Consider the following 12,103-nt stretch of genomic DNA (forward strand, 5'->3'; position numbering starts at 1 on the left):
TCCCTCAGCCCTTGTCGAACACCGTCCCCCGCCGGGTGGCGGTGGTGTCGTCCTCGTCGACGGCGAAGCAGCTGGCGACGTAGGCCCCCTCCTCGGTCGGCCACTGGTCGACCGAGCCGGGGTAGGCCTTGGCGACGACGCCGTCGGGACCGGTGGAGACGCGGCGGTAGAGGCTCCGGCAGACGCGGTCGAGCTTGGTGTACTCCGCGTCGCTGAGCGCCACGAACTTCCCGTCCGCCCCCTCACGCACGGCCCGGCGGCCGTTGACGTCGCCGCGGGCGACGGCGGTGTTCAGCACCATCTCGGCGATCTCCTCGCCCTCGTGGGGCTTGGCGCACGGCACCCGCTTGCCGGGCACGTCGACGCAGACGCGCTCGGCGACCGGCACCTTCGTCGTGGTCAGGTCGGCCATCCGCAGCGTGCCGGGCTCGTCCTGCTCGAAGGTGCACACGAAGCGGCGCTGGCCCTCCTCCCACAAGGTGGCGGGGAACGGGTCCCACGCGACGTGCAGGTCGCTCCGCTCGGCGAGGGCGGGCCCGAGCTGGACCGGCAGGCCGCCGGCGCGCTGCTGCGCCCGGCCGTACGCCGTCGTGGCGAGGCAACGCTGGTTGACCTGGTCGCGCACCTTGGCCTGCAGCGGGGAGTCCTGGTCGAGCAGCTTCGCGTAGGAGGTGACCTGCTCGTCGAGGGCCGGGGCGAGCGCGACGGTGGCGTAGAGCTCGAGGGCGTGCGGCTCGGCGCATTCGACCTGCTCGGAGAAGGCCGCGTCGTCGCGCATCGACTCCCCGAGGGTCGCGTCGCCGTCGGCGTGCTCCTCGACCCAGTCGGTGAAGCCGTCCTCGCCCAGCACGGCGGGGAGCTGCTGGTCGCCCCAGCAGGTGCCGGCCTCCAGCGCAGCGGCCGGGAGCGGTGCCGACGGGGACGCGGAGGGGGTCCCGGACGCGTCGGCCCCGCTGTCGGGATCGGCACCGGGGTCGCCGCCACCGGAGCAGGCGGTCAGCAGGAGCGCCGGGAGGAGCGCGGCGAGCAGGGTGCGGGCGGGCGTGCGGGTGGGGCGGGGTGCTGCGGGCATGCCCACCAATGTCGCACGACCCACCAGCGTGGGCCGAAACGCCGTCAGCCGGTGGGGGCGCCCAGAGCGGCGGCGATCCGCGTGACGGCCTCGTCGACCTGGCCGGCGGCCAGCGCGTGGGCCTCGTCGCCCCGGCGGAACGGGTCGGCCACGTCGTACTCCTCCAGGGCGGCGCGCGACCGCTCGCGCCCCGCCGCAGCGACCAGCGAGGCGGGGTCGGGCTGCGGCCCCACGACGTCGACGAGCGCGGCGAGCTCGCGCAGCGTGAAGGTGCGGCGCAGCGCCACCGGCGACTCCTGCAGCACCCGGGCGCGGACCTCCTTGGTCGCGGTGAGCACCAGGTCGGCGTCGCGCACGATCGCGTCGGTCAGCTGCCGGGCGGCGAACCCGTCGGCCGAGCCGCCGAGCCGCTCCAGGTGCGCGGCCGCCTCGGGGTCCATCGGCTCGCCCACCAGGGCGCCGACGCCCGCGCTGGAGACCTCGAAGCCCTCGCCCAGCCGGGCGGCCAGCAGCCGCTCACCGAGGGGCGAGCGGCACACGTTGCCCACGCACACGACCAGGACCCGGTACGCCGCCACGCGCCCACCCTAGTGAGGTGCCGTCCACCTCGGTCACGGCCCCGTCACCGGCCCGACGGCTCCTGGTCGCCCGCACCGTGCAGGGCATCCCCACGCGGCCGATAGACTGACCCGTCGCCTCCTCACCCCTGAGTCGAGCGACCTCCTCGAACCGAAGGTCTTCCGCATGTCCACGCCCTCCCCCAGCTCGGCCGGTGCCAGCTTCCGCACCGACCTCCGCAACGTCGCGATCGTCGCGCACGTCGACCACGGCAAGACCACGCTCGTGGACAAGATGCTGTGGCAGGGCGGCGCGTTCGGCGCCCACCAGCACGTCGACGAGCGGGCCATGGACTCCGGTGACCTCGAGCGCGAGAAGGGCATCACGATCCTCGCCAAGAACACCGCGATCCACTACGCCGGCCCCTCGGCCGACGGCAAGCCGATGACGATCAACATCATCGACACCCCCGGCCACGCCGACTTCGGTGGCGAGGTCGAGCGCGGCCTGTCCATGGTCGACGGCATCGTGCTCCTGGTCGACGCCTCCGAGGGTCCGCTGCCGCAGACCCGCTTCGTGCTGCGCAAGGCGCTCAACGCCGACATGCCGGTCGTGCTCGTGGTCAACAAGACCGACCGCGGCGACGCCCGCATCGCCGAGGTCGTCGACGAGACCTACGAGCTCTTCATGGACCTCCTCGACGAGTCCCACAGCCAGGACGCGCTGGACTTCCCGGTCGTCTACGCCTCGGCCCGCGCCGGCAAGGCCTCGCTCGAGGCCCCCGAGAACGGCGCCGTGCCCGACTCCGAGGACCTCGAGCCGCTGTTCCGCACCATCCTCGAGACGATCCCCGCCCCGACGTACACCGAGGGCGCGCCGCTGCAGGCCCACGTCACCAACCTCGACGCCAGCCCCTTCCTCGGCCGGCTCGCCCTGGTCCGGGTGCACGAGGGCACGCTGAAGAAGAACCAGACCGTGGCCTGGATGCGCACCGACGGCACCACCAAGAACGTCAAGATCACCGAGCTGCTCGTCACCGAGGCGCTCGAGCGCAAGCCCGGCGAGTCCGCCGGCCCCGGTGACATCGTCGCCATCGCCGGCATCCCGGACATCATGATCGGCGAGACCCTGGCCGACGCCGAGAACCCCGTCGCGCTGCCGCTGATCAAGGTCGACGAGCCCGCGATCTCCATGACCATCGGCACCAACACCTCCCCCCTGGCCGGCCGCGGCCCGACCAAGAACACCAAGGTGACCGCGCGTCTGGTCAAGGACCGGCTCGACGCCGAGCTCGTCGGCAACGTCTCGCTCCGCGTCCTGCCCACCGAGCGCCCCGACGCCTGGGAGGTCCAGGGCCGCGGCGAGCTCGCCCTGGCGATCCTGGTCGAGCAGATGCGTCGCGAGGGCTTCGAGCTGACCGTCGGCAAGCCGCAGGTCGTCACGCGCGAGGTCAACGGCAAGCTCCACGAGCCGGTCGAGCGCCTCACCATCGACGCGCCGGAGGAGTACCTCGGCGCGATCACCCAGCTCCTCGCCGTCCGCAAGGGCCGCATGGAGCAGATGACCAACCACGGCACCGGCTGGGTCCGCATGGAGTTCCTGGTCCCCGCCCGCGGCCTGATCGGCTTCCGCACCGAGTTCCTCACCGAGACCCGCGGCACCGGCATCGCCCACCAGGTCTTCGAGGGCTACGAGCCGTGGGCCGGCGACATCCGCTCGCGCTCCAACGGCTCGTTGGTGGCCGACCGGTCGGGTGCCGCCACGGCGTACGCCATGACCAACCTGCAGGAGCGCGGCGTGATGTTCCTCGAGCCGGCCACCGAGGTCTACGAGGGCATGATCGTCGGCGAGAACTCCCGCGCCGACGACATGGACGTCAACATCACCAAGGAGAAGAAGCAGACCAACGTCCGCGCCTCCTCCTCGGACAACTTCGAGAAGCTGGTCCCGGCCAAGCGGCTCTCCCTCGAGCAGTCGCTGGAGTTCTGCCGCGAGGACGAGTGCGTCGAGGTCACCCCCGACGCCGTCCGGATCCGCAAGGTCGACCTGGACGCCAACACCCGCGGCCGCACCGCGGCCCGGGCGCGCCGCAGCTGACACCTCGTCACACCACCACCCACGCCCGACGGACGATCAGTTCGTCGGGCGTCGGTGCGTCCTCAGGCGACAGCACAGGTCGGGCAGACGCGAACTGATCGTCGATCGGGCGTGAGCACCGACGAGACCACGGCTCTGACGTAGTCCTGGCCGAACATCGCGTGCCGCCACGCGAAGCGCAGCACCCGGTGGTCCTCGGCGACGAAGCCGTTGTAGCGCTCCATGTCGCGAGCCAACGAGGCGCTGTCGGAGTGGAACTCGAAGGAGTCGGCCTCCACGACGACCCGTCGTGACCGGTCGACCAGATCGGCCCGACCGACGTTGCCCACCCACACCTGGGGCTCGAAGTGGGTGCCCGGGACGTCGATGAGGACCGCTCGCAGCACGGACTCGAAGGGGTTGGCCGCGAGCGGGCTGGCCTGCTCGAGCACCCGGAAGGCCCGGCCGCGACCCGAACGGGGCGACCTCTGGCAGGCGAGCAGGAGATCGGTGAGCGGAACACCGTCCCGCAACGCGCTGTCGGCCACCGCGAGGGCGACGTCGAAGGCGAGGTGACGTGCGCAGTCCAGGACCGTGCGAACCGGGTCGGTGACACCGGCGTCGAGCTCCGCGCGCGAGACCTCGGCCCACCGCAGCTCGACGCCGGCTCGACGTGCGCCGACGTTGCGACCCCGGGGCACGACCACCTGGGGGCGCTCGGGCGGCAGCTTCACCGGCCAGCCGTGGGCCAACGCGGCCGACAGCAACGACGACGCTCCACCCAGCTGCGCTGCGGCCGCGGCATGCGCGTCGTAGTCCGGCAACCGGTAGCGGCCGTGCGCAGCTCGCACGACCCGGCCCTGCTCGACGGCCCGCCGCAGCTCGTGACGCGGCACTACTCGCAGCACGTCGGCCGTCCGAGCCACCCCGCCGCACCGCACCAGCGCCTCGACGACGTCCACGCCGCCACCCCACGTCAGGGGCGACGGCGCCGCAACCGGCCGTCCACAGCCGGCCCCGGGGCTACTCCCCCAGGACGATCGAGGCGAGCTGACGCAGCTCGTGGGTCAGGTGGGTCTCGGGCACCTGGCAGCCGTCGGGGCCGCAGCGGAAGTCGTAGACGAAGCGGTCTGGCTGCGGGGGCGGGCTGGTGACGGCCCGGAAGTCGATCCGCTCGACGAGCTGGCGCACCTCCGGCGCACGGGGGTCGTCGGAGGCCAGGTCGACGGTGCCCTCGCGCACCAACCCCCCGAACCCTCCCGTACGCCGCACGGCGACCGTCTCCGCCGGGGCGGTCGGGGTCGATGCCGTGCCGGTCGACTGGCCCGGGACCACCCCCACCTCGCGCCAGGCCTCCTCGACGACCGACGCCTGCTCGCCGGCGGCCGCGACCGTGGCGGCGGCGAAGGTGCCGAAGTCGGAGTCGGCGGGCACGCCGGAGGTGAGGGCGGCGTACCAGATCCTGCCGGCGCCCTCCCAGGACTCGCCCCCGATCGCCCGCGCGGCCAGCACGAAGGCGCGGTTGGGGATGCCGCTGTTGAGGTGGACGCCCCCGTTGTCGTCCTGGGTGTCGACGTAGTCGGCCATCGAGCCGACCTGGGGGTCCTTGCCGATGCGCGGGTCGTCGTACGCCGTCCCGGGCTCGACCATCGACCGCAGCGCCCGGCCCTGCACGTCGGGCTTGAAGATGCCCTCGCCGATGAGCCAGTCGGCCGACGCGGCGTCCTGGCCGAGGAAGCGCTGCTTCATGCAGGCGCCGAAGACGTCGGACATCGACTCGTTGAGGGCGCCGGACTGGTCCTGGTAGACGAGGTTGGCGGTGAACTGCGTGACGGCGTGGGCCAGCTCGTGGCCCAGCACGTCGATGGGCTTGGTGAACCGCTCGAAGACCGTCCCGTCGCCGTCGCCGAAGACCAGCTGGTTGCCGTCCCAGAACGCGTTGTCGTAGTCCTTCTCGTAGTGCACGGTCGCCACCACGGTCGCGCCCTTGCCGTCGTAGGAGTCGCGCCCGTAGTCGGCGAACAGCCGCAGCGTCTCGGTCAGCCCGACCGCCGCCTCGTCCACGGCCGCGTCGCCGGACTCCGGCTGGCCCGAGGTGCGGGTCAGGGTGCCGGGCAGCTCGGTGCCGTTCTGGGCGTCGTAGACCTCCCAGTCGTCGTCCTGGGACCGTGCCGTGGAGACCGCTCCGCCCATCGCGGGGTGGCCCTCGACGCGGCGGCCGCGCAGGGACCGGTCGATCTCACGGGTACGACGCACGAGGCCGGCGACGTGGTCGTCGTCGACCCCGTCCGCGAGCCGGTCGAGGAGGTAGGCGGGGATGAAGTGGCAGCGCATCCGTCCAAGGTCACCCATCTCGGGCGCCGACACAAGGCCGCGCCGGGCTCAGCCCGCCGTCGACCCCAGCACCGCGGCGAACCGCGCGACCGTGTCGGCGGTGGCCTGCTCGGCGGCCGCCGAGAAGGGACCCATGTCGACGAAGCCGTGGATCATGCCGTCGTAGCGCTGCACGTCGACGCCCACGCCCGCGGCGGTGAGGGCGGCGGCGTACGCCTCGCCCTCGTCGCGCAGCGGGTCGAGCTCGGCGGTGACCACGACGGCGGGCGGGAGCCCCTCGAGCGGACCGTGGATCGGCGAGAACCGCGGGTCGGCCGGGTCCTGCGGGGCGTAGTGCTCCATGAACCACAGCATCGTGGGCAGGTCGAGGAAGTAGCCCTCGCCGTTCTCGGTGCGCGAGGGGTAGTCGCCGCCGCCGTCGGTGGCGGGGTAGATCAGCAGCTGCGCGGCGAGGCCGGGGACGTGCTGGCTCACCACCGCGGCGAAGTTGCCGCCGGCGCTGTCGCCCGCGACCGCGACCCGGCCGTCGCCACCGAGCTCCTCGGTGCGCTGCTGCAGGTCGCGGGTGGCGGCCAGGGCGTCCTCGAGGCCGGCGGGGAACGGGTGCTCAGGGGCCAGGCGGTAGTCGACCGAGACCACCACGGCGCTCGCGTCGCGGCAGATCCGGCGGGCCAGGTTGTCGTGGGTGTCGAGGTCGCCGATCACGAAGCCGCCGCCGTGGAAGAGCGCGACGACCGGCCACGGCCCGTCACCCTCGGGGCGGTAGACCCGCGCGGCGCGGGGTCCGTCACCGCCGGCGACCTCGGTCTCGGAGACCGACGCCACGGGGACGACGTCCTCGGGCTTGCGGAAGTCCACAGCCAGCGTGCGGAACGCGGTGCGGGCGGTCACGGGGTCGGTCTGGTGCATCGGCGTGCCGCCCTCGATGAGCGAGAGCAGGCCGGCCAGCTGGGGGTCGACGGGCATGGGGCTCAGTGTGCCGGGCGACCCCAGGGGTCAGCGGCGCCGGGTGACCGAGACGAGCGCGGGGCGTACGTCGAGCACGTAGACCAGCGCCGCGACGATGCCCAGGATGCCGAGCAGCCCGAACACCGACGGGAAGACGAGGGCAGCCCCCACGGCCAGGCCGAGGATCAGCAGCCAGGCCGGCTTGGTGAGCTTGCCGGCCGCCTCGTAGGCCTCGGCGGGACGCAGCAGCGCATCGACCAGCGCCCAGATCTTCAGCGCGAGCAGCACGAGGAAGGAGATGGACGCGACCGCGTTCTGGAACTCGAAGATGCTGGCCACGCCCCCAGGATAGAGGGCGGACGGCAACAGGCCCCCGGGAGAGATCCCGGGGGCCTGCCGGCCCGCGCCTCTGGCGAAGGGAGGGATCACCAGAGGGCGAGCTGCCCGTCGTCCGTCGACGACGGGGGTTCAGTTCACGAGGACGCGGAGTCCGCGGTCTTCGCAGCGCTGCTCTGGGCGGAAGCAGCGGTCTTCTGCGTCGAGGCGGCGGCCTTCTGCGTGGTCGCCGCGGTCTTCTCGGCGGCCTGCGCGGTCTTCTGCGTGGTCTTCGCAGCGGCCTTGGCCGGGGCCTTCTTGGCCGCGGTCTTGGCAGCGCTCGTCTTCTTGGCCGCGGTCTTCTTGGCCGAGGTGGCGGTGTCGCTGGCCTTCTTGGCAGTCGACTTGGTGGTCAGGGCGTTGGCGCCGGCCTTCTTCGCGGTCTTGGTGGCGGGAGCCTTCTGGCCCGGGGTCCGCTTGGCCTGCGCGGTCTTGGCCCGCTCGCGGCGCACCACGGTGGAGGAGTTGGGCGCGTCACGCAGCGCGGTGACGGCCTTGTAGCCGTCCTTGCGCACGGCGGCGACGAGCTTCTCGCCCCGCTCGACGAGCTCGGTGTAGGTCTTGGTCAGCTCGGCGATGGCCTCGTCGATCTGGGCCTGGACCTTGCCCGGCAGGGCCTTGACGTCGCGCTGCAGCTCGGCCACGCGGGACTCGAACTTGCGCTGCGCGTCCTTGGCGTCCTCGGTCAGCTCCTCGACGCGGTCGTTGACGATGCCGACGGCCTGGTCCTGGAGGGCCTTGGGGTCGCGCTCGACCTTGGCGACCCGGCTCTGCACGTCGGCGAGGCGGTCCTGCGCACCCTTCTGGGCGTCGGCAGCGACGCCGCGGGCGATCTCGTAGGCGACCTCGGTCGCGCCGGCGACGGCGTACAGGGGCTTGACGGCCTCGGTGGCGAGAGCGTTGATCGGGTTCTTCTTAGCCATGTTGTTCTCCTTCGATTGGCTGATGACCCTGGTCGGGTACGACCACGGCAGCAGGGGGGTCCACGAGCGGGGTCGTCGTCGGCGACGAGGACCGGAACGCCTGGTAGACGTCGAGCAGCGACTGCTTGTGCCGCTCGCTGAGCTCCGGGTCGCCGAGGATGGCGAGCTCCACCGACCGGGCCTCCGTGGCGTCCGGACTGACGATGCCGGCCTGGACGTAGAGCTGCTCGGCGGAGATCCGCAGCGCCTTGGCGAGCTGCTGGAGCACCTCGGCCGACGGGCGGCGCAGACCTCGTTCGATCTGGCTCAGGTAGGGGTTGGAGACCCCTGCCTGCTCGGCCAGCTGGCGCAGCGACAACTGCGCGGAGACGCGCTGCTCGCGGAGGTAGTCCCCCAGCGACTCAACGGTCTTGCCGACCTTGCTCTTGGACATGCCTCCACCATGCTTGCTGCTGCTAGCAGATGCAAACGCTGAGGGGGTGAACGCGGTCACATTCGCCCTGTATCGCGAGGGATTCCTCGTGCTAGCAGTGCTAGCAACTCTCAGGAACGGGGGTCGAGCACCGCCCGCACCTCGCCCACGGGACGGCCGCCGCCGAGCAGCTCCACCCGTCCTGTACGCCGCACCGCGTCGGCGTCGACCCCGGGCTCGTCCAGCACCCCGTGACGCTCCAGCAGCGCCGCCATCAGCACCGGCCGCGCCCGCGCGCCCCCGTCGTAGGTCTTGGTCGCGAACGCCCGCCCGTCGGGCAGCGCCACGACGTAGCAGGACTCCGCCCCGGCCTTCCCGATCGCGCCGGGGACGGCCTCGAGGAGGGTGCGCTCGTCGCGCGTGCTGCCCGAGACGTACGCCGGGTGGGCGCGGATGGCGGCAGCGATGCGGCCCGCCGGCGTGCCCTCGGGTGCCGTGGCGATCCGGGCGAAGGCCCGCGCCAGGCCGGTCAGCGACGTCGAGAGCAGGGGGGCGCCGCAGCCGTCGACCGCGGTGACGGCGACGTCCTCGCCGGTGGTGGCGGCGAAGGTGCGGGTCAGCTGCTGCTGGAGCGGGTGGTCGACGTCGAGGTAGCTCGCCGTCGGCCAGCCGTTGGCGACACAGGTGGCGAGCATCGCGGCGTGCTTGCCCGAGCAGTTCATCAGCACGCTCGCCCGGGAGCCGCCGTCGCGGAGCAGCTGCTCGCGCGCCGCGTCGTCGAGCGGGAAGTCGGGGGGCGTCCGCAGGTCGGCCTCGGACAGGCCGGCGCCGGCGAGGATGCGGCGTACGCCGTCGAGGTGGAAGGGCTCGCCGGAGTGCGACGCGCACGACAGCGCGAGCAGCTCGCCGTCGAGGTCGAGCCCCGCCTCGAGCATGCCGAGCGCCTGCACCGGCTTGTTGCAGCTGCGCGGCAGCATCGGGCCGGCCGCGTCGCCCGCGGAGGCGACCACCTCGCCGGCCGCGTCGAGCACCACCCACGACCCGCGGTGGTGGCCCTCGGTGAACCCGGAGCGGACGATCTCGGCGACGACGACGGGGGCAGGTGAGGGGGCTGGGGAGTCCGACATGGACGCGACGGTACTGAAGGGTCGGCTCTGGCACGATGTCCCGGTGCCCGCCCCCCAGCACTGCCCCTCCCCGCGCGAGCTGGACGACCTCGAGGTCCTGCTGAGCGGCGCCCTGGCCCCCCGCACGAGCTTCGACGACGACGTCCGGCTCGAGCTGCCCGCCGAGCTCGCCGCCCAGGTCGAGGCCGGCGGCGAGGTCGAGCTCGTCGACCCCGAGGGGCTGCCGCTCGCGCTGTACTCCCGTGAGCACCTGCTGCCGCTCGCGCGGGCGGCGTACGGCCCCTTCCGACGGCTGCAGGCCACCCCCGCCCGGGTCCGCGAGCAGCACCCCGACGCGCTCGTCGTCCCCGTCACCGCGCCGCTGGGCGAGGCCGCGCTGCGCCTCGTCGCCGAGCGCGCGGGCGAGCGCGAGGTGGTGCTGCTGACGCTGTCCGGCACCGGCACCCCGCAGGGCGTCAGCCCGGTCGGGCTGGTGCGGGCGACGCTGGCCGCCTCCCGGGCGCTGGCGGGCTCCGGCACGACGGCCCACGTGGTCGTCGTACCCCTGGCGGCGCGCGGTGACGCCGACCTCGACCACCGGCTCGGGCACGACGTCGTGAGCGCGTACGCCGCCGGCGAGGTGCTCGCGCTCCCGGGCGGCGCCACCGACACCGACGACGACTGGCCCGCCGAGGTCGCGGCCGTGGTCGAGCAGGACCAGCCCGACGACGACCACGTCGGTGTGGTGGTGCTCTTCACCGGCCTCTCCGGCAGCGGCAAGTCGACGATCGCCCGGGCGCTGCACGACCTGCTGCTCGAGGACGGTCGGCGGAGCGTGACGAGCCTCGACGGCGACGTCGTACGCCGCCACCTGAGCAAGGGCCTCGGCTTCTCCCGCGAGGACCGCGAGACCAACATCGCCCGGATCGGCTGGGTGGCCGCCGAGGTCGCCCGCCACCGCGGCGTCGCGCTCGCCTCCCCCATCGCGCCGTTCGACGCCACCCGCCAGCAGGTGCGGGCCATGGTCGAGGACGCCGGGGGCGAGCTGGTGCTCGTCCACGTCGCGACGCCGCTGGAGGAGTGCGAGCGGCGCGACCGCAAGGGCCTCTACGCCAGGGCCCGCCGCGGCGAGATCCCCGACTTCACCGGCATCTCCAGCCCCTACGAGGAGCCGCAGGACGCCGACGTCGTCGTCGACACCACCGGCCGCACCATCGAGGGCTGCCTCGCCGAGGTGGTCACCGCGCTCCCCTTCTTGCTGTCCGTGCCGGTCGAGCCCGTCGAGACGCCCTGATGGACGACCTCCTCACCCTCTCCGCGCTCGCCGTCCTCGTCGTCAGCTTCGGCGTCGGCATCGTCGTGGGGCTGACCGGGATGGGCGGCGGGGCGCTGATGACGCCGGCGCTGATCTTCCTGGGGGTCCCCTCCACGGCGGCCGTGGCCAACGACCTGGTCGCCGCGAGCATCAACAAGTCGGTGGGCGCCTCGGTGCACTGGCGGCGCGGCTCGCCCGACCTGCGCCTGGCCGGGCTGCTGGTGGCGGGGTCGGTGCCGTTCGCGTTCGCCGGCGGGTTCATCGTCAAGAGCGTCGGAGCGGCCGCGGAGCAGGAGGAGTTCCTGAAGACCGCGATCGGCTGCGCGTTGCTGTTCACCGCAGCGACGTACGCCCTGCGGATGTATCTCCAGCTGCGCCACGTGACCGGCGGCAACACCCTGAGCGAGGAGCAGCCGCGCGTCCGCGCCGTCCCGACGCTGCTGGTGGGCGCGATCGGCGGGCTGCTGGTCGGCATCACCTCGGTGGGGTCGGGCTCGCTGATCATGGTGGCGCTGCTGCTGATCTACCCCACGCTGTCGGCGGTGCGGCTGGTCGGCACCGACCTGGTGCAGGCCGTCCCGCTCGTCCTCGCCGCCGCGGTCGGCCACGTCGTCACGCAGGGCGTGACCTGGGAGGTGCTGATCCCGCTGGTCCTCGGCGGCACCCCCGGCACGTTCCTGGGCGCCCGGATGGCCGCGTGGGTGACGCAGTCGGTCATCCGTCGCGGGATCGTCATCGTCCTGTCACTCACCGGACTCACGATGCTGGGTGCCCCGCCCGCGTGGGTCGGCATCATCGGCGCCGGCATGCTGCTCCTGGGCCCGCTGGCCTGGGGTTTCGTGCGCACCCGGCACGGCCTGACGGCGTTCGACAACGACTCGACGGCCTGGCGCGTGGGCTCCCCCGGCCCCGCCGACGGCCACACCAGCGCCCCGGAGGACTAGACCGGAGGGGTGGCGGAGGTCACCGCACCCTGGGCGGTTG

12 protein-coding genes are annotated in these 12,103 nt (G+C 73.2%); 3 read left to right on the forward strand and 9 right to left on the reverse strand.

Features of this window, described 5'->3' with window-relative positions; genetic code table 11:
- Positions 1-4: 4 nt before the first annotated feature.
- The gene (locus EDD33_RS16795; protein WP_148077121.1) at positions 5-1,072 is read right to left on the reverse strand and encodes a hypothetical protein; all 1,068 of its coding nucleotides are present in this window, start codon (positions 1,070-1,072) and stop codon (positions 5-7) included.
- Positions 1,073-1,116: 44 nt separating this feature from the next.
- Entirely contained in the window at positions 1,117-1,650 is a 534-nt protein-coding gene (locus EDD33_RS16800) for an arsenate reductase/protein-tyrosine-phosphatase family protein (protein WP_123392141.1), read from the reverse strand.
- A gap of 166 nt (positions 1,651-1,816) precedes the next feature.
- On the opposite strand from EDD33_RS16800, the gene typA reads away from it, so the two are divergent.
- Positions 1,817-3,727 carry a translational GTPase TypA gene (typA, locus tag EDD33_RS16805; RefSeq protein WP_123392142.1) on the forward strand — a complete coding sequence of 637 codons (1,911 nt, stop codon included), beginning with the start codon at positions 1,817-1,819 and terminating at the stop codon, positions 3,725-3,727.
- A gap of 62 nt (positions 3,728-3,789) precedes the next feature.
- On the opposite strand, the gene EDD33_RS16810 is transcribed toward typA, so the two are convergent.
- The 7 genes from EDD33_RS16810 to EDD33_RS16840 all read right to left on the reverse strand — a co-directional run bounded on the left by EDD33_RS16810 (position 3,790) and on the right by EDD33_RS16840 (position 9,825).
- Positions 3,790-4,668, reverse strand: coding sequence for a type IV toxin-antitoxin system AbiEi family antitoxin domain-containing protein (locus EDD33_RS16810; protein ID WP_170169855.1), 879 nt, complete (start codon positions 4,666-4,668; stop codon positions 3,790-3,792).
- A gap of 61 nt (positions 4,669-4,729) precedes the next feature.
- Entirely contained in the window at positions 4,730-6,058 is a 1,329-nt protein-coding gene (locus EDD33_RS16815; RefSeq protein ID WP_246003570.1) for a protealysin inhibitor emfourin, read from the reverse strand.
- 30 nt (positions 6,059-6,088) lie between these two features.
- Positions 6,089-7,006, reverse strand: coding sequence for an alpha/beta hydrolase (locus tag EDD33_RS16820; RefSeq protein WP_123392146.1), 918 nt, complete (start codon positions 7,004-7,006; stop codon positions 6,089-6,091).
- A 30-nt stretch (positions 7,007-7,036) separates the two neighbouring features.
- On the reverse strand, positions 7,037-7,327 hold the full coding sequence (locus EDD33_RS16825; protein ID WP_211332578.1) for a DUF2516 family protein: 291 nt from the start codon (positions 7,325-7,327) through the stop codon (positions 7,037-7,039).
- 134 nt (positions 7,328-7,461) lie between these two features.
- Positions 7,462-8,286 (reverse strand): hypothetical protein, encoded by an 825-nt coding sequence (locus EDD33_RS16830; protein WP_123392147.1) that lies wholly within the window; start codon positions 8,284-8,286, stop codon positions 7,462-7,464.
- Positions 8,279-8,719, reverse strand: coding sequence for a helix-turn-helix domain-containing protein (locus tag EDD33_RS16835; protein ID WP_123392148.1), 441 nt, complete (start codon positions 8,717-8,719; stop codon positions 8,279-8,281). The genes EDD33_RS16830 and EDD33_RS16835 overlap by 8 nt, the downstream gene beginning before the upstream one ends.
- Before the next feature lie 110 nt (positions 8,720-8,829).
- Positions 8,830-9,825 carry an asparaginase gene (locus EDD33_RS16840; RefSeq protein WP_123392149.1) on the reverse strand — a complete coding sequence of 332 codons (996 nt, stop codon included), beginning with the start codon at positions 9,823-9,825 and terminating at the stop codon, positions 8,830-8,832.
- A 43-nt stretch (positions 9,826-9,868) separates the two neighbouring features.
- Between EDD33_RS16840 and cysC the strand changes: the two genes are divergently transcribed.
- Complete coding sequence (gene cysC / locus EDD33_RS16845) at positions 9,869-11,098, forward strand: adenylyl-sulfate kinase (RefSeq protein ID WP_246003571.1); 1,230 nt, start codon at positions 9,869-9,871, stop codon at positions 11,096-11,098.
- Positions 11,098-12,063 (forward strand): sulfite exporter TauE/SafE family protein, encoded by a 966-nt coding sequence (locus tag EDD33_RS16850; protein ID WP_123392152.1) that lies wholly within the window; start codon positions 11,098-11,100, stop codon positions 12,061-12,063. Before cysC ends, EDD33_RS16850 begins: the two co-directional genes overlap by 1 nt.
- Positions 12,064-12,103 lie beyond the last annotated feature (40 nt).

Origin of the sequence: Nocardioides aurantiacus (assembly GCF_003752505.1) — a bacterium.
Taxonomy (GTDB): domain Bacteria; phylum Actinomycetota; class Actinomycetes; order Propionibacteriales; family Nocardioidaceae; genus Marmoricola; species Marmoricola aurantiacus.

Coding starts and splice junctions, on each gene's coding strand:
- EDD33_RS16795 (WP_148077121.1), bottom strand. CDS start 1,072: ATGCCCGCAGCACCCCGCCCCACCCGCACGCCCGCCCGCACCCTGCTC.
- typA (WP_123392142.1), top strand. CDS start 1,817: ATGTCCACGCCCTCCCCCAGCTCGGCCGGTGCCAGCTTCCGCACCGAC.
- EDD33_RS16815 (WP_246003570.1), bottom strand. CDS start 6,058: ATGGGTGACCTTGGACGGATGCGCTGCCACTTCATCCCCGCCTACCTC.
- EDD33_RS16820 (WP_123392146.1), bottom strand. CDS start 7,006: ATGCCCGTCGACCCCCAGCTGGCCGGCCTGCTCTCGCTCATCGAGGGC.
- EDD33_RS16830 (WP_123392147.1), bottom strand. CDS start 8,286: ATGGCTAAGAAGAACCCGATCAACGCTCTCGCCACCGAGGCCGTCAAG.
- EDD33_RS16835 (WP_123392148.1), bottom strand. CDS start 8,719: ATGTCCAAGAGCAAGGTCGGCAAGACCGTTGAGTCGCTGGGGGACTAC.
- EDD33_RS16840 (WP_123392149.1), bottom strand. CDS start 9,825: ATGTCGGACTCCCCAGCCCCCTCACCTGCCCCCGTCGTCGTCGCCGAG.
- EDD33_RS16850 (WP_123392152.1), top strand. CDS start 11,098: ATGGACGACCTCCTCACCCTCTCCGCGCTCGCCGTCCTCGTCGTCAGC.